This is a genomic window from Terrabacter koreensis (assembly GCF_054783315.1).
This window is the reverse complement of the sequence record NZ_BAAGQU010000002.1, coordinates 344,095-364,168: the sequence shown is the minus strand read 5'-3', so window position 1 is coordinate 364,168 and position 20,074 is coordinate 344,095. Positions and strand designations below refer to the sequence as shown.

17 protein-coding genes and 1 pseudogene are annotated in these 20,074 nt (G+C 71.5%); 6 read left to right on the top strand and 12 right to left on the bottom strand.

Annotation, left to right across the window (positions count from 1 at the left end):
- Positions 1 to 2: 2 nt before the first annotated feature.
- A complete protein-coding gene (locus ACYVNR_RS02080) occupies positions 3 to 2,417 on the top strand; it encodes a Tex family protein (RefSeq protein WP_461046229.1) in 2,415 nt (804 codons plus the stop codon).
- 30 nt (positions 2,418 to 2,447) lie between these two features.
- Here ACYVNR_RS02080 and ACYVNR_RS02075 read toward each other — a convergent pair whose 3' ends face one another.
- Entirely contained in the window at positions 2,448 to 2,828 is a 381-nt protein-coding gene (locus ACYVNR_RS02075) for a VOC family protein (RefSeq protein ID WP_045189989.1), read from the bottom strand.
- A gap of 99 nt (positions 2,829 to 2,927) precedes the next feature.
- Between ACYVNR_RS02075 and ACYVNR_RS02070 the strand changes: the two genes are divergently transcribed.
- The gene (locus tag ACYVNR_RS02070; RefSeq protein ID WP_458800940.1) at positions 2,928 to 3,362 is read left to right on the top strand and encodes an SRPBCC family protein; all 435 of its coding nucleotides are present in this window, start codon (positions 2,928 to 2,930) and stop codon (positions 3,360 to 3,362) included.
- Between the two features lie 19 nt (positions 3,363 to 3,381).
- Here the strand turns inward: ACYVNR_RS02070 and ACYVNR_RS02065 are convergent, their stop codons facing one another.
- The 3 genes from ACYVNR_RS02065 to ACYVNR_RS02055 all read right to left on the bottom strand — a co-directional run bounded on the left by ACYVNR_RS02065 (position 3,382) and on the right by ACYVNR_RS02055 (position 6,578).
- Positions 3,382 to 4,305, bottom strand: coding sequence for a universal stress protein (locus ACYVNR_RS02065; RefSeq protein WP_045189993.1), 924 nt, complete (start codon positions 4,303 to 4,305; stop codon positions 3,382 to 3,384).
- Between the two features lie 184 nt (positions 4,306 to 4,489).
- A complete protein-coding gene (locus ACYVNR_RS02060; protein ID WP_461046226.1) occupies positions 4,490 to 5,902 on the bottom strand; it encodes a S8 family serine peptidase in 1,413 nt (470 codons plus the stop codon).
- Positions 5,903 to 6,143: 241 nt separating this feature from the next.
- Positions 6,144 to 6,578 carry a ChaB family protein gene (locus tag ACYVNR_RS02055; RefSeq protein WP_458800936.1) on the bottom strand — a complete coding sequence of 145 codons (435 nt, stop codon included), beginning with the start codon at positions 6,576 to 6,578 and terminating at the stop codon, positions 6,144 to 6,146.
- A gap of 271 nt (positions 6,579 to 6,849) precedes the next feature.
- Between ACYVNR_RS02055 and ACYVNR_RS02050 the strand changes: the two genes are divergently transcribed.
- The 3 genes from ACYVNR_RS02050 (at position 6,850) to ACYVNR_RS02040 (ending at position 10,260) form a co-directional block, all read left to right on the top strand.
- Positions 6,850 to 8,253 carry an MFS transporter gene (locus ACYVNR_RS02050; RefSeq protein ID WP_461046365.1) on the top strand — a complete coding sequence of 468 codons (1,404 nt, stop codon included), beginning with the start codon at positions 6,850 to 6,852 and terminating at the stop codon, positions 8,251 to 8,253.
- Positions 8,250 to 8,804, top strand: a complete 555-nt coding sequence (locus ACYVNR_RS02045; protein ID WP_052677190.1) for a universal stress protein — start codon at positions 8,250 to 8,252, stop codon at positions 8,802 to 8,804. The genes ACYVNR_RS02050 and ACYVNR_RS02045 overlap by 4 nt, the downstream gene beginning before the upstream one ends.
- Positions 8,805 to 8,937: 133 nt before the next feature.
- Positions 8,938 to 10,260: a nuclease-related domain-containing protein gene (locus ACYVNR_RS02040; protein WP_461046223.1), complete on the top strand. Its 1,323-nt coding sequence runs from the start codon at positions 8,938 to 8,940 to the stop codon at positions 10,258 to 10,260.
- Between the two features lie 15 nt (positions 10,261 to 10,275).
- On the opposite strand, the gene ACYVNR_RS02035 is transcribed toward ACYVNR_RS02040, so the two are convergent.
- The 3 genes from ACYVNR_RS02035 to ACYVNR_RS02025 form a co-directional block, all read right to left on the bottom strand.
- Positions 10,276 to 11,193 carry a universal stress protein gene (locus tag ACYVNR_RS02035; protein WP_461046221.1) on the bottom strand — a complete coding sequence of 306 codons (918 nt, stop codon included), beginning with the start codon at positions 11,191 to 11,193 and terminating at the stop codon, positions 10,276 to 10,278.
- 157 nt (positions 11,194 to 11,350) lie between these two features.
- Positions 11,351 to 11,806, bottom strand: coding sequence for a hypothetical protein (locus ACYVNR_RS02030; RefSeq protein ID WP_458800930.1), 456 nt, complete (start codon positions 11,804 to 11,806; stop codon positions 11,351 to 11,353).
- A complete protein-coding gene (locus ACYVNR_RS02025; protein ID WP_461046219.1) occupies positions 11,803 to 13,890 on the bottom strand; it encodes a CARDB domain-containing protein in 2,088 nt (695 codons plus the stop codon). The genes ACYVNR_RS02030 and ACYVNR_RS02025 overlap by 4 nt, the downstream gene beginning before the upstream one ends.
- A gap of 277 nt (positions 13,891 to 14,167) precedes the next feature.
- On the opposite strand from ACYVNR_RS02025, the gene ACYVNR_RS02020 reads away from it, so the two are divergent.
- A complete protein-coding gene (locus ACYVNR_RS02020) occupies positions 14,168 to 15,526 on the top strand; it encodes a wax ester/triacylglycerol synthase domain-containing protein (RefSeq protein WP_461046217.1) in 1,359 nt (452 codons plus the stop codon).
- 35 nt (positions 15,527 to 15,561) lie between these two features.
- Here ACYVNR_RS02020 and ACYVNR_RS02015 read toward each other — a convergent pair whose 3' ends face one another.
- The 5 genes and pseudogenes from ACYVNR_RS02015 to ACYVNR_RS01995 all read right to left on the bottom strand — a co-directional run.
- Positions 15,562 to 16,941: a pyridoxal phosphate-dependent decarboxylase family protein gene (locus tag ACYVNR_RS02015; protein ID WP_461046215.1), complete on the bottom strand. Its 1,380-nt coding sequence runs from the start codon at positions 16,939 to 16,941 to the stop codon at positions 15,562 to 15,564.
- An 80-nt stretch (positions 16,942 to 17,021) separates the two neighbouring features.
- Positions 17,022 to 17,450, bottom strand: coding sequence for a hypothetical protein (locus ACYVNR_RS02010; RefSeq protein WP_461046213.1), 429 nt, complete (start codon positions 17,448 to 17,450; stop codon positions 17,022 to 17,024).
- A 50-nt stretch (positions 17,451 to 17,500) separates the two neighbouring features.
- Positions 17,501 to 18,076: a cupredoxin domain-containing protein gene (locus ACYVNR_RS02005; protein ID WP_045190008.1), complete on the bottom strand. Its 576-nt coding sequence runs from the start codon at positions 18,074 to 18,076 to the stop codon at positions 17,501 to 17,503.
- Between the two features lie 211 nt (positions 18,077 to 18,287).
- On the bottom strand, positions 18,288 to 19,748 hold the full coding sequence (locus ACYVNR_RS02000) for an ATP-binding domain-containing protein (protein ID WP_461046211.1): 1,461 nt from the start codon (positions 19,746 to 19,748) through the stop codon (positions 18,288 to 18,290).
- Between the two features lie 71 nt (positions 19,749 to 19,819).
- Positions 19,820 to 19,951, bottom strand: a pseudogene (locus tag ACYVNR_RS01995) (hypothetical protein); the annotation flags it as partial.
- Positions 19,952 to 20,074: the final 123 nt, after the last annotated feature.

Genomic DNA, 20,074 nt, shown 5'->3' with positions numbered 1-20,074 from the left:
CCGTGAGCGTGCAGGTGAAGGTCGCGTCGATCGAGCGTCGCATCGCGGAGGAGCTCGGCGTCCGCGACGGGCAGGTGACCGCGGCCGTGGCCCTGCTCGACGGTGGCTCGACGGTCCCCTTCGTCGCGCGCTACCGCAAGGAGGTCACCGGCGGGCTCGACGACGCGCAGCTGCGCACGCTCGAGGAGCGGCTCGGCTACCTGCGCGAGCTCGAGGAGCGACGCGCTGCCGTGCTCGCCTCGGTCGAGGAGCAGGGCAAGCTCGACGACACCCTGCGGGCTCAGATCATGTCGGCCGAGACGAAGGCGCGTCTCGAGGACATCTACCTCCCCTTCAAGCCGAAGCGCCGCACCAAGGCACAGATCGCCCGCGAGGCCGGCCTCGAGCCGCTCGCCGACCTGCTGATCCGGTCGCCCGACACCGAGCCGTCCACGGCCGCAGCAGGATTCGTCGATGCCGACCGCGAGGTCACTGACGCGGCCGCCGCGCTCGACGGCGCCCGGGCGATCCTCGTCGAGCGCTTCGCCGAGGACGCCGACCTCATCGGCGACCTGCGCGAGCGGGTGTGGAGGCAGGGCCACGTCGGCTCGAGCGTGCGCTCGGGCAAGGAGGAGGTCGGCGCCAAGTTCTCCGACTACTTCGACTTCTCGGAGCCGCTCGCCAAGCTCCCCTCGCACCGCATCCTCGCGCTCTTCCGCGGCGAGAAGGAGGACGTCCTCTCGATCGAGATCAACCCCGACGACCCTGCCGCCGAGCAGCAGCCCGGCCCGACGGCATACGAGCGGGCGATCGCGCGACGTTTCGGCATCGAGAACGCCGGCCGGCCGGCCGACCAGTGGCTCGCCGACACGGTGCGCTGGGCCTGGCGCACGAAGATCCTCGTCCACCTCGGCATCGACGCCCGTATGCAGCTGCGCCGGGCCGCCGAGGAGGAGGCCGTACGCGTGTTCGCCGCCAACCTGCGCGACCTGCTGCTCGCGGCGCCGGCCGGGGCCCGAGCCACCATGGGTCTCGACCCGGGTTTCCGCACCGGCGTCAAGGTCGCCGTCGTCGACGGCACCGGACGCGTCGTTGCGACCGACGTCATCCACCCGCACGTGCCGCAGAACCAGTGGGACCGGTCCATCGCGACGCTCGCGCGGCTCGCGAAGGAGCACGACGTCGAGCTCGTCGCCATCGGCAACGGCACCGCCTCGCGCGAGACCGACCGCCTCGCCGCCGACCTGGTGAAGCGCCACCCCGAGCTGAAGCTGACCACGGCCGTCGTGTCGGAGGCGGGCGCCTCCGTCTACTCGGCCTCGGCGTTCGCCTCGCAGGAGCTGCCCGGCATGGACGTCTCGCTCCGCGGCGCCGTGTCCATCGCCCGGCGCCTGCAGGACCCCCTCGCCGAGCTCGTCAAGATCGACCCCAAGTCGATCGGGGTCGGCCAGTACCAGCACGACATCTCCCAGACGGCGCTCTCGCGCTCGCTCGACGCCGTCGTCGAGGACTGCGTCAACGCGGTCGGGGTCGACGTCAACACCGCCTCCGCTCCCCTGCTCACGCGCGTGTCCGGCATCACCGCCGGGCTCGCCGACAGCATCGTCGCGCACCGTGACGCGACCGGACCGTTCCGCAGCCGAAAGGCGCTCAAGGACGTGCCGCGCCTCGGGCCCAAGGCGTTCGAGCAGGCGGCCGGGTTCCTCCGGATCTCCGGCGGCGACGACCCGCTCGACGCGTCCGCCGTGCACCCCGAGGCCTACCCCGTGGTGCGCCGCCTGCTCGAGTCGACCGGGCAGAAGCTCACCTCGCTGATCGGCAACACCACAGCGCTGCAGGCGATCCGGCCCGCCGACTTCGTCGACGACACGTTCGGACTCCCCACGGTCACCGACATCATCCGTGAGCTCGACAAGCCGGGCCGCGACCCGCGGCCCACCTTCAAGACGGCCACCTTCAAGGAGGGCGTCGAGGAGATCAAGCACCTCGAGCCGGGCATGACCCTCGAGGGCGTGGTCACCAACGTCGCGGCCTTCGGGGCGTTCATCGACGTCGGCGTCCACCAGGACGGCCTCGCGCACGTGTCGGCGCTGTCGAAGAGCTTCGTCCGCGACCCGCACGACGTCGTGAAGTCGGGCGACGTCGTCATGGTCAAGGTGCTCGACGTCGACGTGGCCCGGAAGCGGATCTCGCTCACGCTGCGGCTCGACGACGAGGTGCCGACCGACGGCTCGAAGGACGACCGCGGCAACCGCGGCGGTGCCCGCCCGGGGGCCCCGAGCGGTCAGCGCCAGGGCGGCCAGCCCCACCGCGGTGGGGGCCAGCGTCAGGGCGACCGCGGCGACCGCGGCGGCCAGGGCAACCGCCCGCGGCGTGACGACCCGCCGGCCAGCAGCGCCATGGCCGACGCGTTGCGCCGGGCCGGCTACACCGGCTGACGCGGCGTCACGCCTGCCCGCCCGGCGCCGTCACCCGTTCGGGCCGGCGCCGTGGAAGACGGCCTCGACGTTGTTGCCGTCGGGGTCGCGCACGAAGCCGCCGAAGTAGCCGGGGTGGTACTCCGGCCACAGGCGCGGCTCGTGCAGCGACTCGGCGCCCAGCTCGACGGCCTTGGCGTGGAACGCCCGCACCGCATCGACGGAGTCGGCGTGGAACGCGCAGTGCATCTCGCGGTTGGGCTCGCTGCCCTGCCACGCGCTGATCCAGAAGTCAGGATGGCCCTCGGAGCCGTAGCCGATGGCGACGCCGACGTCCATCTGCCTGCTGTAGCCGAGCACCGCCAGCACCTCGTCGTAGAAGTGGGCGCTGGCGGCCAGGTCGGAGCAGTTGATGCCGAAGTGATCGATCATGGGGGCAGGCTAACCATTGTCTTCGCGCCCAGTCTTTGGTCGACTGTCTGTGGTGGGTCCGGCCCATCAGGGGCCGGTCCACGCGACCCGGAGGTGCCCATGAGCAGTTCAACGCAGTCGATCCCCGAGAACGCAGAGGACGCCGATTTCGAGGGATCTCCCGCGGGCGTGCACTCGACGCTGACGGTCGGTGCGCCCGTCGACGAGGTGTGGCGCCACCTCATCAGCTCCCGCGGCACCGAGGCGCTCCTCGGTCCGGGTGTCACGCTCGGCAGCAAGGGCGAGTCCTGGCACAGCGCCGACGGCCCCCACGGCGTCGTGCGCAGCTACCACCCGATGGAACAGATCCGCGTCTCGTGGCACCCGCACGAGGACGGACCCCTCAGCATCGTCGACCTCCAGCTCAAGCCCGACGGCGACGGAACGCGCGTCGACCTCTACCACGAGGGCCAGGGCATCGCCGAGGACGGCGCCGGCGACAAGTCGCGCTGGGACGAGGCGCTCGGGCGCTTCGCACAGGCACTCGACTCGTAGGCGACGAGCTCGACGAGTCTCAGCGCACGATCATGACCGGGCAGGCCGCGTCGTGGATGACCCGGTGGCTGACCGACCCGAGGAGCATGCCCGTGAATCCGCCGTGCCCGCGTGAGCCGACGACCACCAGGCCGGCGGTCGAGCCGAGGTCGGCGAGGGACTGACCCGGGTCGCCGTAGAGCACCTCGGTGGTCACCAGCACCTTGGGGTGCCGGGCCCGTGCGCGGTTCGCCGCCCGGGTGACCGACTGCTCGGCGTGGTCGCGCAGTGCGTGCGTCTCCTCGGTGCCGCCCTTGGCCACCTCGGCGTAGGTCCAGGCCTCCATCGAGGCGGAGTGCGCGACGCGGACGACGTGGAGCACGGCACCCTCGCGTTCGGCCACCTCCGCCGCCACGTCCACCGCGCGGGCGGCGCTGTCGGAGTCGTCGACGCCCACGACGACGTCGTGTCCCCTCCCGGGCCGCGGTGGCATCTTCGGCTCGTCGGACGACGAGTCGACCGGTCCGCGCACGACGACGACCGGGCACCTGGCGTGCGCCGCCACTGCGTACGACGTGGACCCGAGGATTCCGGCGAGGACCCGACCACGGCCGCGGCTGCCGACGACGACCAGTTCAGCCTCCTTCGAGGCGTCGACGAGCTGGGCGGCAGGGCTGCCCAGCCAGTACTGCGTCTCCACCTGCGCGGCGTCGAGCGTCTCGGCAGCGCGCACCGCGCCGTCGTCCACGAGCGTCTTGGCCGCCTGCGCCAAGGAGGGCTCGAGCTGGCTGAGGTCCATGGCCGGGTAGGCCGGCACGGCCGCGACGTTCACGCTGTGCACGATGGTGAGGTGCTTGCCCCGCAGGCGGGCCTCTTCCGCCGCCCAGGTCAGCGCGAGCCGGGAGCCCGGCGACCCGTCGTAGCCGACGACGATGCCGTACGTGGTGCGAGCCTGGCCGTTCATGGTGCGCCTCTTCCTGGGCTGGACGTTCGCTGTCGCCGGGGCCGCTCGCTCCGGCCACCTCCATCGTCCCGCCCCAGGGTGGGCAGCGGCAGGCGAGTGTGACCACTCAGACAGACCGGCCACACCCGCGGCGTAGCCGCCGGGTCGGGCCACGCGGACCCGGCCCGACGGCGTACAGGCTGGGTCAGCCGACCGCCTTGAGCGCGTCGACCTCCCCCGAGCCGAACCAGCTGTTGTGGCCGATGCCGCCCTGGCACCGTTGGAGGGCCCCGCCGTCAAGGGCCGGGAAGAAGTCGTAGACCGTCGGGTCCGCCGGGCACGCGAGAGGGTTGGTGGCACGCTGTAGGGCGGCGGCAAGAGCGCTGCCGCTCTGAGCAGTCCGGCTCGCGATGAGCGCGGCGACACCGGCGGCGTGCGGTGACGCCATCGACGTGCCCTGCTGGTAGCAGTACGCCGCCCCGCTGACAGGATCCACGAGGCGCCGGGCCGGCAGGCAGGTGACGGTCAGCAACGAGGCCGGCCACGTCGACAGGACGCGTCCGTTCGGTGCCGCGGCGGTCAGCTGCAGGACCGAGTCGCCGCCTGGCCCTGCGACATCGACCGACGACGTGCCGAAGGACGAGTAGAACGACTTGAGCCGCTTGTTGCCCGTGGCACTGACGCCGACCACGCCGGGGACCTCCGTCGGCACGACGGCACAGGCGTTGGTGATGTCTCGGGTGACCGGCGTCGTGTTGTCTGGGCTCGTCTCGTCCTGCGTCGGGTGCGAGAGGTCGTCGGCCTGGTTGCCCTCGGCCGCGACGACGAGCACGCCGTTCTTCTGGGCGTACTGGATCGCGCGGCGTTCGGCGGTCCAGATGGCCCGCTGCTCCGGGTCGTTCTTGCAGTTGAAGAGCCACGGATCGGCGAAATAGCTGTTGTTCGTGACGTCGACCTTGTGGTCGCCGGCCCACATGAAGGCGCAGATCACGGCCTCCGGGAAGAAGAACCCGTCGGCGTCGCCTGCCTTGATACCGGCGATCCTCACTGCCGGTGACACACCGACGATGCCGATGCCGTTGGCCGCTGCCGCGATCGTGCCAGCCGTGTGGGTGCCGTGGCCGTTGTCGTCCGCCGCGGCAACCTTGCCGGGTACGGCTACGCCGCCGACACAGTTGGCGCTCGCACTGTCGTCGACGTTGGCGGCCAGGTCAGGGTGCGTGTAGTCCAGGCCGGTGTCGATGTCGCCGACGAGGACGTCCGAGCTGCCCCTGGTCACCTCGTGCGCCTGGAACGCGTTGATCTGCGCCATGTCCCACTGCAGACCTGCCAGGGGCTCGGCGGACGTGGCAGCGCCCGTCGTCGGCGTCGAGACGTCGGCGACGTTCGTGGCTGCGCCGCCACCATCGACGGAGGTGGCGAAGCGGGTGGTCGCCACCGCGCCCTCGACCCCGTTGACCTGCTTCATCCGCGCTGCGAAGTCGACGCTGGTGGAGCGCGCGACGACGACGTTGATCCGCCCGTAGTTCGCGACGATCTCCCCTCCGGCGGCCCCTACTGCGGCCGCTGCCCCCGTCGTCGCCGTCCCGCTGCGGTAGACGACGACATAGGTCGTCATCGCTCCCGCAGCCGAGGCCCCCGAGGCCGTGACTCCCGCGGCCAGAGCAGCGGCGGCGACGAGAGCCGCCGCCCCGAGTGCTGCTACTGACCGAGATCCCCGAGTTCCATTCCGTGTTCGTGACACCGACATGGCTCACTCCTCCGCGGTGGCGGCGTGGTCGTCCCACCGCACCGGCCGTCTCCGTGGCGGCCCAACTGACCAGCGTAGAACTGTCGCAGCCGACGGACGAGCCCTATCGTCAGTCCCGGGCGGCCGCGGTGGCGCGGTCGTTCGCGCGCTGGATCGCCTCCACGAGCTCGGCCTTGTTCATCCGCGAGCGGCCCTGCACGCCCAGGCGCTTGGCGATGTCGTAGAGGTGCGACTTCGAGGCGTTCGTGTCGACGCCGCCAGCCGTGTCACCGTCGTCGAGGTGGGCCCGCGCCTCGGCGCCGCGGCGGGCGGCCTGCGGGTCGCTCGGGCCCTTCTCGGCCTTCTCCTCCCAGTGGTCACCGACCTTCTCGAACGAGTGCTTCAGCGACGCGAAGGCCGTGCGGTGGGCGCGCTCCCCCTCGCCGTACTGCTCCACGGCGGCGTCGTGCGTCGCCAGCCACGTGTCCTGCGCCTTCTTCGAGGACCGCTCGAGGGTCGAGGGCAGGTCGGTGCCCCTGCTGCTGGCTCGCTTCCTGGCGGGCATGTCGCTCCTCCTGGTGTCACCGACGGGGTCCCTGTGCCGTCGCCCGACAGTCACGTACCCGCGAGGGCGGGCGCGGCGGCATACGCGATGGGCGCATTCCGACGGGTGCGTTGCTCGCGACTCGGCAGGGGGTACGCATCTCGACGGCGAGGACGTGGCGCCGCACGGCCCCGCCCGACGGTTGGAGCGATCGATCAAAGGAGATGTGATGAGCGAGGCTGTCGCACAACAGCGCACGGACGGTGCGATCAGGAGTCTGGTGCCGGCGCGAATGGACCGGCTGCCGTGGACGAAGTTCCACTGGTCCGTCGTCATCGGGCTCGGCATCTCGTGGATCCTCGACGGTCTCGAGATCCAGATCGTGTCGGAGTCGGGCTTCCAGAAGTCGCTCGGGATGTCGGCCGCCCAGGTCGGGCTCACGGGCACGATCTATCTCATCGGCCAGGTCGTCGGGGCGCTGACCTTCGGTCGGCTCACCGACCGGTGGGGCCGCCGCAAGCTCTTCATCATCACGCTGGTGATCTACCTCGTCGGGTCCGGCCTGGCCGGTTTCGCGCCGAACATGGGCTTCCTGTGGGTCTGCCGCTTCATCGCCGGCCTCGGCATCGGCGGCGAGTACACAGCGATCAACTCCGCCATCGACGAGCTGATCCCGTCGCACTACCGCGGGCGCGTCGACATCGCGATCAACGGCACGTACTGGTTCGGCGCCTTCTTCGGCGCCCTCGCGAACCTCTACCTGCTCAACCCCGACAACGTCGCCGAGAACCTCGGCTGGCGTCTCGCGTTCTTCATCGGCCCGGTCCTCGGCCTGTCGATCATCTACCTGCGCCGCCACATCCCGGAGAGCCCCCGCTGGCTGCTCACACACGGACGCGCCGACGAGGCCGAACGCACCGTCGACGAGATCGAGGAACGCGTGCGGCGAGAAGGCGGCGAGCTGTCCGAGGTCGACGACAGCAGGGCGATCCTCGTCAAGCCCGAGGACGCGATGGGCCCGAAGGTCCTGTGGGACGTCTTCGTGCGGCGCTACGGCAGGCGCACCGTGCTCGGCCTCACGATGATGGTCACGCAGAGCTTCCTCTACAACGCCATCTTCTTCACGTATGCGCTCGTGCTGACCAACTTCTACCAGATCGACAAGGCGGGCACCTCGCTCTACTTCCTGCCCTTCGCGGCCGGAAACCTGCTCGGCCCGCTGCTGCTCGGCCACCTCTTCGACACCATCGGCCGTCGCAAGATGATCTTCTTCACCTACACGGTGGCCGGCATCGTCCTGCTCGTGTCGGCGTGGCTCTTCCAGGCCCAGGCGCTCAGCGCGACGACGCACACGATCTTCTGGTGCGTCTCGTTCTTCTTCGCCTCTGCCGGTGCGTCGGCGGCCTACCTCACGGTCAGCGAGATCTTCCCGCTCGAGGTGCGCGGCCAGGCGATCTCGTACTTCTTCGTCATCGCCCAGTGCGCCGGCGCGATCGCACCGGTGCTCTACGGCACGCTCATCGGCGAGGGCAAGGACCGTATGCCGCTGACGTGGGGCTACGTCGCCGGTGCCGTGATCATGATCATCGGTGGCGTCGTGGCCCTCGCGATCGGCATCGACGCCGAGCGCAAGTCGCTCGAGGACATCGCCGACCCGTTGAGCAAGGTGTCGGAGGAGTCGGGAGCCGCGGCATGAACCTCGCCGCGCTGGGACGCACCTACACGATCGTCGTCGGGGTGAGCCCCACGAGCGGGTCGCCCGGTGCGCTGAGGTGGGCCGTCGAGGAGGCGTCCGTCCGCGGCGGGCGGGTCGTGGCCGTGCGGGCCTGGCGCCCGCACGCCCCCGAGACCGCGACCGGGGGTCGCGTGCCGTCGGTCGTCTCCGACGACAGGGCCCTGGCCGACGAGGAGTCGCGGCTGGCCGAGGACGTCGCGCGGGTGCTCGGGCACGACCACGTGGTCGAGACCCGGGTCGTCGGCGGCAAGCGGCGAGCGGTGATGCTCGAGGAGAGCCGGTCGGCCGACCTCGTCGTCATCGATGCCGGACGCTCGACGGAGGTGGGCGCGCGCTGGCTCGGCAGCCGGATCGCTCGCGCCTCGCACTGCCCCGTCGTGGTCGTGCCGCCGGGTCTCGGCGGCCGCGGCACGGGTGCGTTCGGCCAGGCGGTCGGCAAGCTCGGGCGCTCCGTCGAGCGTGCCGCCGGCACCGCGGGACGCCCCGGCTTCCAGCGCCCACCGGGGCGCTGAGGGGCGGCCTGCGCACGCCCAGGCATGACCTGCTTCGGGCCCGGATCGACATGAGTTGTGCCGATTCGGGCCCGAGGCCTGCCTGTCCCCGCCTAAGGTCGCGACGCGGCACAGGCACAGGGGGGAAGAGGGAATGGCGGACGGTGGATCGGCACGGGCGCGAGCGGAGGAGCTGTGGGCACGCGCGGCCGCCGAGCGAGAGCGTGAACACGAGGCCCGACTCAGGGCAGAGGCGTTGGAGACGCAGGCCGGTGCCTGGGCCGCGGGTGCCGAAGGCGAACGGCGCGTCGCGCGTGCCCTCCGAGACCTGCCCAGAGGCTGGGTCGTGCTGCACGACCGGCTGCTGCGACCGGGCACGAGCCTGACCAACATCGACCACGTCGTCGTCGGCCCCGGTGGGGTGTTCCTCGTCGATGCCAAGAACTGGGCCGGCGGTCTCAGCGTGCACGACGACAACCTCTGGCAGCACGCCGGCCGCAGCTCGGCCAAGGGCGCCGAGCTTGACAAGCTCGCCGGCTTCGCGGGTGAGATGGAGAAGACGCTCGGAGCGCCGGTGGTGCCCGTCGTCGCTCTCGCCGGCGGGCACGGTGCGAGGTTCCGCCCGCGACGGGTTCGCGGCGTCGAGATCGTGCCTCACGCCCGTCTAGCGAGGTGGCTGCGTCGCCAGCCCTTGACGACAGACCCGATCTCCGGGGAGCTGCTGGCACGCAGGATCGACCACTGCTACCCACCAGCGTCAGCAGGGGTGCCCGACGGGCCCCGCTCAACGACCACCCTCACGGTGCCAGCCGTCCTGGAGGCGCGTCACTCGACCAGCCGCAGTCGTGGCAGCCGGGGTTCCGGTCGCGGGACGCGGCGTGGACGACGCCGCCCGTCCGCAACAAGGGCCTTGGCCGGCTTCGGCATGCTCGTGGTTCTCAGTCAGGTGGCGCTGCGCGCTCCACAGCTCTTCCAGGGAGGGCTGCCGCTCTTGGCTTCACCCTTCGGGGGCTCGTCGGCGAGCACCCCAGCGTCGCCGCGAAAGGACTGCCAGGCCCTCACGAGGTCTGTGATCGCCAGGACGACCGGAGCCAAAGTCGTGGTCGAACAGGCACGTCACGACGACGCCTGCGCGTGGTGGCTCAGCAAGCCACGCTTTGCGAGTCAGCGCGCCGACGTGACGGTCAGCACGGGGCTGGGGATCAGGATCTCCCTCAGCTCGACAGCGTCACAGGAGCCTAGGATCGACATGCTTCCCGGAGAGGTGACCGCCTGGTTGCCCGAAGGCACGGCGCTCGCCGGCTGGAAACCGAGCAGCAAGGCGGCGCAGCCATTCTCGGTCTCGTTCCGGTTCAGCTACCCCGAGGGCGCCAGTCAGGGAAAAGCCTTGGCCACCGAGGCCGCGGCGGAGCGCACGGTGACGCGGCTGGCTGAGCAGACCGCCATCGCCCTGGCTCGCCGTGGGTCCACGGGCTAGCACGGCTCGGGTGTCTCAGCGCACGACCATGACGGGGCACGCGGCATCGTGGATCACGCGGTGGCTGACCGAGCCGAGCAGCATGCCGGTGAACCCGCCGTGGCCTCGCGAGCCCATGACGATGAGGCCCGCTGACACGTCGGCCGCGTAGCCGGCGATCGCATGGCCGGCGGGCCCGCCGACGACGTTCGTGCGCACGTCGAGTCCAGGGTGGTCGCGTCGGGCCTCGTCGGCGACGTCACCGACCGTCTTCTCGACCTGCCGGTGCATCGACTCGACGACCTCCTCGCGGCCGAGCATGGTGTCGGTCTCGGGCCACGCCTCCAGTCCCCCGACGTTGTCGACCGACACGAGGTGCAGCTGTGCCTCCGCCGCGGCAGCGACCTGGATGGCCGTCTGCAGGGCGGTCTGGGCCGGCTTCGAGTCGTCGAAGGCGACGACGACGGAGTGCGACGGACCGGCATGGACGACCGCAGGACCACGCACGACGACGGCAGGACAGTGTGCGTGCGCGGTGACGGCATACGAGGTCGAGCCGAGCAGGCCCGACGAGATGGTGCCGTGGCCACGCGATCCGGTGACGAGGAGATCCGCCTGCGGCGACACGCCGACGAGCTCCGCGGAGGCGTTGCCGACCGCGCTGAGCGGCCGGACGTCCTTGCGGCTCATCTGTTCCGACGCGATGTCGATGGCTTCGGCGAGAACGCCCCGGGACAGCTCCTCGTAGGTGTGGGCGTGGACCCCGGGGTCGTACGCGCGGAAGGTCGGGGTCATCGTCAGGCCCACGCAGTGCATCAGGGTCAGCGGACGGTCGTCGCGCTTGGCGGTCTCGATCGCCCAGTCCAGGGCGAGGCGTGCTCCGGGGGACCCGTCGTATCCGACGACGATGCCATGGCTCGTGGTGGTGTTCGTGGGGCTGGCTTCGGCGCCCATCGCTCTCCCCTTCCATGCCGGTCGGGGCCGTGTGCTCCGGCCACCTCCATCGTCCCGCTTCGCGGGCGCGACGGCAGCACCCTGTGACCACGTAGACATGCAAGCGCTGGGCGACAGGACCGGCGGCGAGCGCTGGACTGCGCTCGCCGCCGAGGGATCACTTCCCGATGAGGACGCTCACCGAGGTGTTGCCTGTGCAGTCGGGGATCTCGCGGATGGCCCATCTCCCCCGCAGCCCGTTGCCGTCGAAGTTCGACTCGGCGTCACGGTCCTCGACCTCCCCCTCGGAGGCGGTCCAGCCTCGCGTCGAGTAGGCCCGCTGCATGTCCGCCAGGGTCTGGGCGAACGGCTTCGCGGAGACACCGGTGACGACCGTGCGTCCCTGGGTGCGCGACTGCACGCCGGTCACGACGATCCCGTCGGGCAGGACCGCCTGCGCGGGATAGCCCTCTGGCAGGTCGACGGCCTTCGCGTCGGCCGCGCAGACCAGCGCGGCAGGCGTGGAGCCCGAACCGGTCTGGGCCATCGCGTCCTCCATCTCGTCGGCACAGCCGGCCAGCAGGGTCACGGCGCCGACGGTGACGAGCGCGACCAGCGCGCGGCCCGCTCTCACCGGCTCACCTGGGTCTGGCGGCGGTTGTCGGCCTCGTCGGACTCGCGCACGTGCCCGTCGGGGTCGGCGACGACCGCGACCGTGTGGGTGCCCTTGCCCAGACGCACGCCCGGGAAGCCCACCGTGGCCGAGCGTCCGGCCGCGATGTCGGTGGGCACCGAGGTCGCGACGTTGACCCCGTCGACGAACAGGCGCGTCGTGACGCCCGAGGCCGCTGCCTTGCCGGTGTTGGCCACCGTCGCGGTCGTGGCGTAGAGCCCGCCGGTCTTCGCCACCGACATCGCGCTCGGCGTCAGGTTGGGCAGGGCGTCGTACGCGGCGTACAGGGTGTTGCCGCTCTGCTGCCGCGCGATCGTGGCGTACGCGTCGAAGTTCTGCGCGCCGCCGGGCTGGGCGCACGCGCCCGTGCAGCCGTCTGCGTAGCCGACCTCGACCCGACCGGTCCTGTCGACCGTCGCGTCCATGAAGTCGAGCAGGTTGCGGTCGTTGCCGCACGTCGTTCCGGCCGTGCAGATCGAGCCGCGCTGCACGGGGTCGGTCGGCGTCGTGTCGACCGTGACCCAGCTCTTGCCGCCGTCGTAGGTGATCGAGACGTAGAGGTGCCACACGCCCGTGAAGGTCGCTGCGTCCTGGTAGTTGCCGGGCGTCGTCGTGCCGATGAAGGCGAACGAGGCCCTGTCGTCGTCACCCGCCACGACGGCCGGGAAGACGGTGTTGTGGATGCCGAGCGCGGCTCCGACGTTCTGGTCGTCGGTCCAGGTGCGGCCCTTGTCACGGCTGACTGCGACCCGCGGTGTCCCGTCAGCAGCCTGGTAGCCCATGTAGACGGTGCCCTTGGCCCCGATGCCGACGCTCGGGTCGGAGTCCCCGGTCGTGCTCGCGGGGTCCTTGCGCACCGACCACGTGGTGCCGCCGTCCTCGGAGACCGCGACCGCCTGGTTGCCACCGCACGACTTGTTGGGCACGTAGACCGTGCCGTCGTTCGGGGCGACCTTGACGTGGCCGTGGAGGCCTCCGCAGTCGAGGAGCGAGTACATGGGCACCGCCGGCCCGAACGTCACGCCGCCGTCGTGGCTCGACGCACAGTTGGCGTCGGCGATGTCCTGGCTGCAGTAGTAGACGGCGTTCGGGTAGGTGGAGGTGGGCAACGGGCCGACACCGTTGGGAGAGAACCGGCCTCCGCCGACAGTCTGGTGGTCGACGCCGGAGTTGAGGCCGCCGCCCTGGCTGGGCGACCACGTCGTGCCGTCGTCGTCGGAGTAGCACATGAGTGAGGTCTTGCCCGCGAGCTGGCTCTCGAAGACGCGGCCGGTCGTCGGGTCGGTGAAGCCGATCGGGTCGAGCGAGGTCGAGCCGCCAGTGGCACAGCCGTTGGCGGGCGTCGCGGACACGTCGGCCCACGAGACCCGCGACGGCGAGACGGTGTCGTCCCACGTCGCCTTGAAGGTGCCGAAGAGCGCCTGGTAGAAGGTCGCGCCGGTCTTGTGGCTGCTGCCGATCGACGGCTCACCGGCATCGTGCGCCTGGGCGAACGACTCCGGGGCGCCGTACTGGGAGAACGTCGGCGGCGTCGCCGTGCCGGGTGGCGGGTTGGCGGGAAGGTCAGTGAGCGTCGCCGTCGCCGTGACGGTGTCACCGAGCGGCGCGAACGGCACCACGCGCACCGTGTAGTCGCCGCTCGTCGGCGGCGCGATGATCACCTCCGGGTCGGAGGACGACGCGGCCGACGCGACGACGGCCCCGTTCGTGTCGAGCAGGTAGACGTCGAAGTCGGCGGCGGAAGTGGGCCAGCCGACCTTGATCGTGAGCTGGTGCGTGTCGCCGTAGCCGCTCGGCGTGGACACGTGCAGCGCGAAGTCGTCGCACAGCTCCGGTCCACACGTGACGTCACCCGCGGTCCCCGTGACGTTGGGGGCGGCGAAGGGACCTGCGCTCCACTGGACGCTCGTGCTCGTGTCGGACAGCGACCCCGAGTCCGGCGTTGCGGCGATCGCCGGAGCGGCCACGCCGAAGGCTGCGACGAGCCCGGCCGCCGCGACGAGCGGCAGCGCGCGTGAACGGTGGTTTCTGGATGATGTCGGCATGCGGGGCAGCTCCTGGGTCCGCTGGTGTGAAGAACACCCCCGAGGCGTTCGGTCCGGTGACCGGCGACGCGACTACACGCGCGCTCGCTCGACAGGGACAACGAGTTCGGGTCGGGCCCGGCTACGGACTGCTTGGTCAAGAGGTGGTCAGGAACTGCTGGGTCTCCGCTGGGGCAAGACTGGACGATGGCTGGGAGGAGGCCCCGTGACGCAGCAGACACACGACAAATTCGCGAGAGCCGACCGATCGGCTGCGTGACGGGCCTAGCGTGGATGCATGGCCACGGGCAGGCGCCCACACCCGAGAGGCGACACCGATGACCCCCGCCGGGACGGGGCCGTCCGGCGCCTCACGCCGAACGACCTCACCACGCTGCTGAGCGACCGGGGCCCGGCCCCCATGAACATCGCGGCGGTCCTCGTCGTCGACGGCGGCTCCCGGCTCGACCCGTCGGTCGTGGTGTCGGCGGTTCGCGATGGGGCGCAACAGGTTCCTCGACTGCGGCAACGTCTGCGCGCCGCGCCCTTCGGCTGCGGCCGCCCGTACTGGCGCGACGACGACCGGTTCGACGTCGCCAGGCACCTCACCTTCGAGCAGGTGGAGAGCGACGAGGCTCTCCTCGACCGTGCCGCCGAGCTCGCCTGCCACGCGCTACCCCGTGACCGCCCCCTCTGGGCTGCGCACTGGTTCAGCGGCCTCCCCGGGGGCGAGGCCGCGCTCGTGTTCGTGACACACCACGTCCTGACCGACGGGATCGGCGGGCTGGCGGTCCTGGCCGCCCTCTCCGACGGCACGCCGGCGATCCCGGTCGCGCACGTGGGCGCGAGCGCGCCGACCCGCCGCGCCCTCGCGACGGAGGCGTGGCATGACCGGCTCGCAGGAGTCAGGTCCGTCGGCCCGCGGCTGCGTCTCGTCCGGTCCGGCCTGCACGACCTCGGGGCACGGCGGGAACGACCTCGCCTGTGCCCGCGCACGGCGTTCAACCGGCCGACCGGCCCGCGCCGACGGGTGGCCGTCCTCGAGGCCCCGCTCGGCGAGGCGATCGCGGCTGCCCACCGGCACGGCGCAACGCTCAACGACCTCCTGCTGTCTGCCGTGGCGGGCGCGATGCGCCGCGCGCTGGCCGATCGTGGTGGGCCGGTCGACTCGGTGGTTCTCTCCGTGCCCTACTCGTCGCGGACGTCGACGACGCCCGGCAGGCTCGGGAACGAGACCGGGGTCGTGCCGTTCCGGATCCCCGTCGGCACCGATGCCCTCGACCGGCTGGAGCGCGTCGCGGACCTCACGCGTCAGCAGCGAGGGCGACCGCGGGCCGCCTCCGCCGCCCCGCTCGGCGTCGTCTTCCGCGGACTCGCCCGAGCGGGGCTGCTGCAGTGGTTCGTCGACCACCAGCGGCTGGTCAACTCCTTCGTCACCAACGTCCGCGGCCCGTCCGACCGGCTCACCTTCTGCGGTCGCGAGGTGACGCGACTGCTGCCGATCGCCGTCACGCCCGGCAACGTCGCGGTGACCTTCGACGTGCTCTCGTATGCCGGCACCCTCTCCGTCTGCGTCGTCACCGACCCCGACGTCGTGGCGGACCGGGAACCCCTGATGGCTCACCTGAGGGACGAGATGGACCTGCTGCTGCGCTGATCAGTGTCGCGGGCGGCACTGCGCAAGAGCGCGTTTCACTCCGCAGCCGCGGCGAGGATCGCGTCTGCCGAGAGGTCGATGTCGGCCTCGGTCGTCGTCGAGTTGGAGACGGAGACGCGGATCAGCCGTAGCCCGCGCCAGGTGGTGCCGCCGACCCAGCAGACGCCCTGGCGCTGCACGCGCTCGATGATGGCGTCGGTCCGAGCCGGGTCCCCGATGCTGACGAGCACCTGGTTGAGCACGACGTCGTTGTGGATCGTCGCGCCCCCCGCTGTCAGCCGCTGGGCCATGCGCTGCGCCAGCGCACACGACCGGTCGACAAGGTCGGCCACCCCAGCGCTTCCGAGCTCCCGTAGCGCTGCCCACACCGCGAATCCCCGTGCACGCCTGGAGGACTCAGGGGTGAGGTCGCCGAGGACGAAGTCGGAGACGGCGCCCGAACCAGTGAGGTACGCGGCGGCATACGACATCGTGGAGGCGTGCAGCCCCGCGTCGGCGCAGATGGCGAGCCCGCAGTCGTAGGGGACGTTGAGCCACTTGTGCGCATCGACGCCCCAGGAGTCGGCCAGCTCCAGCCCGTCGACGAGGTGGGCGGTCCGCGGTGAGGCTGCTGCCCACAGCCCGAACGCGCCGTCGACGTGCACCCAGGCACCGTGCTCGCGGGCCAACGGGATGGCGGCGAGCAGGTCGTCGCAGGCGCCGGTGTTCACGTTGCCCGCCTGAAGGCACACGATGGTGGGACGGCCCCCCAGCGCCTCCAGCGCCTCAGCCAGCCTCGGCACGTCCACGGCACCCTGGGCACCGGTCGCGACGGGGACGATGCTCGCCGTGCCGAACCCCAGCAGCCGCGCGGCCCTGTCGATCGTGGCGTGGCGCTCGTCGCCGGCGACGATGGCGACGGGCGGTGCGCCGAAGAGCCCGTCGCGCGCGACATCCCATCCGACGTCGGCCAGCACGCGCTGACGCCCGACCGCGAGCCCGACCGTGTTCGCCGCCTGCGCGCCGGTGACGAAGCCCACCGACGCGGTCGCGGGCAGTCCCAGCAGGCGCGTCAGCCACGCGGCCGCCGCGCGCTCGGCGGCAGCCGCCGCGGGCGACAGGGCCTCGCTGTAGGCGCACTGGTCCCACCCGGACGCGAGCAGGTCGGCAGCCGTCGCCGCCGGCGAGGCGCCCCCGATGACGAAGCCGAAGTAGCGCGGGCCGACGGTGCCGACCAGACCCGGCGTGGCGGCCGCGACGAGCTCGTCGACGACCTCGGCGGGGGCGGTCGGCCCCTCCTGGAGCGGCCCGCCGAACGCCTGCGCCAGAGCTGCCGGGTCGGGGTACGGGTGGACGGGCCGGTCGGCGACGGTCATCCGGTGGCGTGCCCCCTCGGCTGCGGCGCGGGTGAAGAGATGCTCGAGATCAGGCTCCATGTGCGGCACGCTCCTCGCCCTGATGCCCCACGCGCAAGGCCTCTGAGCCGGACGGGCCGCGGGTGCCGCCCGCTGCGAGGTCAGGAGGCAGCCGTGAGCGGGTCGGGCAGCCGGAAGACACCGTCACCGGTGGCGACGTGGAAGCCGAGCAGACGGACACCGTGCCCGGCGCAGAGGTCGATGGCGGTCTGGTGCCAGGCACGGTCGACGTCGTCGGCGGCGGTCCCGCGTGGTCGGCCCCGCGACACCAGCAAAGAGCCCCGACTCTCGGCGACGAGTGGCAGCACGAGCTCGAGCAGGCCGACCAGCCCGTCGGGGCCGGTCTCGTCGCCCAGGTCGTGCAGCACGACGGGTTGGACGCCGCGGTGCTGCTCGTCGCAGATCATCAGCCCGACGCAGCCGTTGTCGCGGTCGGCCTCACCGATGATGAGGTCGATGACGTCGCCGGCCATGCGGACGTCGGTGAGCGGGATCTCGGTGGCCCGTGGGGGCAGGTCCTGGAAGGTCATGTCCGCCATCGTGGCCGGGCTGGGGCCTGCCCCGTCGGAGTTGTCCCCAGCTACCTGACCGTGAGCACGACCCGCATCCACGGGTGGATGCAGCACTCGAACAGGTAGGTGCCCGGCATGAGGTGGGCCGTGCTGAAGGCCTCCTTCGCCCCGGCGGTCACGAAGACGTTCACCTTCGAGGGCGGCTTCGGCGCGAGGTCGCCGTTCGGCAGCGTGGTGGCGCACTCCTCGGCCGGGACCGGGTTGCCTGACAGCTGGTTGAGGGGCGCCACGAAGCCGCCGCCGAAGTGCTCGACCATCGTGAAGGTGTGCGTCTCGCCGCCCCTGTTCTCGACGAGGACCGGACGGCCCTCTCGGATCGTGAGCATGGACGGGTCGAAGTTCCATGCCCTGGCGGTCTGCGTGGCGGTCAGCTCCGCGAAGAGCTGGTCGACGGTGGTCTCCCCGTCGCCGACGCACGCGCCGGGGCCCAGGACTGCGTTGAAGGTCGCAGGGTCGCAGTCGTCGTGCATCCTGACGCGCTCACCCCCTTGGTGCGAGGCCTCGGTCGGTCCGGCGAGGGCGAGGGCGCTGAGTGCTGCGAGAGAACCGGCTGACAAGGCGATGCTGATCTTCCTGTGCCACATGTCTTCTCCACTGCGGGGCGGGCGTCGGGGGCAGAGTGCTCTCGAGGGGAGGGCCCGCACGTATCGCAACCCCGCACGCTACGCCCTTCAACGACTGCCTGCCGGTGAATCGGCCGTAGCGCTCGGTGTGGTGGGGCCAGAGTGCGCTTGCGTCCGAATCATCCTGCGCGGACGGAGAATTCGGTTTCCATGCGCACCCACGTTGCCTCTGTCAGCGAGGTTCGAGACCGAGCCGCGCGGCGACCTGGCTGCCTCCGATCTCGCGGACGAAGTCGGGGTCGCCGACGACGACGAGCTGGTCGGTCGCGCGTGACATGCCCACGTAGAGCATCTCCCGCGCGCGCTCGGTGTTCTTGGCGTTGACGCAGAGCACGACCGCGCGCCGCTCGAGCCCCTTGCAGCCCAGGACGTGCCCGTAGAACACGTCGTCGTTGTCCCAGAACGACCTCCAGTAGCCGACGTGCCCCTGGGCCTCCTGTCGCTCGACCTGTGCCGGGTGTCGTGACCCCATCGTCAGCAGCGCGACGTGCTGCGGCTCCCAGCCCGTGGCGAGCAGCACGTCGACCTGGTCGTCGGCGACGCCCACCGCGTCGTCGCGGGCGCACGGCACGAAGGTGACCTCGGCGCCGTCACCGCCGCGTAGGTGCATGCGCATGGGCGCCAGCGGGCCGAACGCGCGTGCGATCTGCTGCGTGTTGCGCAGGTTGTGGTCGAGCACGAGCGGCACGAGTGGCACCGGCGGCTGACCGAAGCGGGCGAAGATGCGCTGGTTCTCGTCCGAGTAGACGTAGAGCCCACCCTCGTCCTCGTCGCGCAACGCCTTCATGAGCGGGAACCACCAGTGGTCCGCGAAGTCCTGCGCCTCGTCGACGATGACGGCGTCGAACTTCTTGCCGTCGGGCAGCCCGCTCGCGATCTCGGTCATCCGGGCCGCGAGGTCACGCTCCCAGAAGTCCGCGTCGTTGCGGTCGTGCGACGCGGTGTCGATGCCCCACTCGTTGGCGAGGTCCTCGAACGAGCCCACGAACGCCGGGTGGTGGCGCCGCGGCACCCCGGCCAGCTGGCGCATGAAGTACTGCGACAGCCCGATCGAGTAGCAGACGAGCGCCACGCGTTGCGCCGGCCGGTCGCCCTGTCCCCGCGTCAGGTCCTTCGCCTGGGTCAGCGCCAGGATCGTCTTGCCGCTGCCGGCCCCACCGCGGATCTCCATGCGCGGGATGAGCCGCGTGGCCTTGAGCAGCGCGGCCTGCTCCTGCGTGAGGCGGTCGGCCGTCGCCGCGCGTTCGTCGGCGTCGGCCGCGACGTCCGGCACGGGACGACCCCTGCCCGTGAGGATCTCGACGACGAGCGCTATGTCGCCGTCGCTCGGGACGCGCTGCTCGTTCTCCTGCATGGCGGCGACGTCGTGGATGCGCCCGGCGAGGTCGTCGAGGTCGCGGCTGCCGCTGATCATCCAGCGGGGGCAGTCCGTCGTGGCGAAGTCGTCGGCGAGGTCGGTGAAGGGCACGACTACCGCGTGGCCGAACCGCACCCTGCTGCGGTGGTTCCTCCACCGAGGGTCGGCCTCGATGAACTCGCGCAGCGCGTACTTCCCGTCGCGGCACTGCTCGACGGGGCGCACGCGGCTCTTGCGGGTGCCGCCGCCGGACCACCACTGACCCTGCGCGTCCACCGACACACTCCGCCCTTGACCTCCACGACCACGATGCCGACGTCGGGCATGAGCACCACAATGTCGAGCTCGTGGTCCTTGCGCTGCGACGTGAGGCGTACGTTGGCCAGCAGGACCGTGCCGTCGGCCACCGTGCCCCGCAGTCGCTCCCACACGACCCGCTCCGACTCGTGCGCGAAGCGCGCAGCCTCCCCCTGTGCCATGGCCGCAGGCTAGCCACCCGGGGGCGCCGAGTGCGGCACATCGGACGTATGCCGTCGCGCGCGCCGACCGGACACCTGCAGGCATTGCGCACCCGGAGGGCAAAAAACCCAAAGCCGTCCGGC

Excerpts from the sequence above, each read along its gene's own strand:
- ACYVNR_RS02075 (WP_045189989.1), bottom strand. The coding sequence starts at position 2,828 with ATGATCGATCACTTCGGCATCAACTGCTCCGACCTGGCCGCCAGCGCC.
- ACYVNR_RS02070 (WP_458800940.1), top strand. The coding sequence starts at position 2,928 with ATGAGCAGTTCAACGCAGTCGATCCCCGAGAACGCAGAGGACGCCGAT.
- ACYVNR_RS02065 (WP_045189993.1), bottom strand. The coding sequence starts at position 4,305 with ATGAACGGCCAGGCTCGCACCACGTACGGCATCGTCGTCGGCTACGAC.
- ACYVNR_RS02060 (WP_461046226.1), bottom strand. The coding sequence starts at position 5,902 with ATGACGACCTATGTCGTCGTCTACCGCAGCGGGACGGCGACGACGGGG.
- ACYVNR_RS02055 (WP_458800936.1), bottom strand. The coding sequence starts at position 6,578 with ATGCCCGCCAGGAAGCGAGCCAGCAGCAGGGGCACCGACCTGCCCTCG.
- ACYVNR_RS02050 (WP_461046365.1), top strand. The coding sequence starts at position 6,850 with ATGGACCGGCTGCCGTGGACGAAGTTCCACTGGTCCGTCGTCATCGGG.
- ACYVNR_RS02045 (WP_052677190.1), top strand. The coding sequence starts at position 8,250 with ATGAACCTCGCCGCGCTGGGACGCACCTACACGATCGTCGTCGGGGTG.
- ACYVNR_RS02040 (WP_461046223.1), top strand. The coding sequence starts at position 8,938 with ATGGCGGACGGTGGATCGGCACGGGCGCGAGCGGAGGAGCTGTGGGCA.
- ACYVNR_RS02035 (WP_461046221.1), bottom strand. The coding sequence starts at position 11,193 with ATGGGCGCCGAAGCCAGCCCCACGAACACCACCACGAGCCATGGCATC.
- ACYVNR_RS02025 (WP_461046219.1), bottom strand. The coding sequence starts at position 13,890 with ATGCCGACATCATCCAGAAACCACCGTTCACGCGCGCTGCCGCTCGTC.
- ACYVNR_RS02020 (WP_461046217.1), top strand. The coding sequence starts at position 14,168 with ATGGCCACGGGCAGGCGCCCACACCCGAGAGGCGACACCGATGACCCC.
- ACYVNR_RS02015 (WP_461046215.1), bottom strand. The coding sequence starts at position 16,941 with ATGGAGCCTGATCTCGAGCATCTCTTCACCCGCGCCGCAGCCGAGGGG.
- ACYVNR_RS02010 (WP_461046213.1), bottom strand. The coding sequence starts at position 17,450 with ATGACCTTCCAGGACCTGCCCCCACGGGCCACCGAGATCCCGCTCACC.
- ACYVNR_RS02005 (WP_045190008.1), bottom strand. The coding sequence starts at position 18,076 with ATGTGGCACAGGAAGATCAGCATCGCCTTGTCAGCCGGTTCTCTCGCA.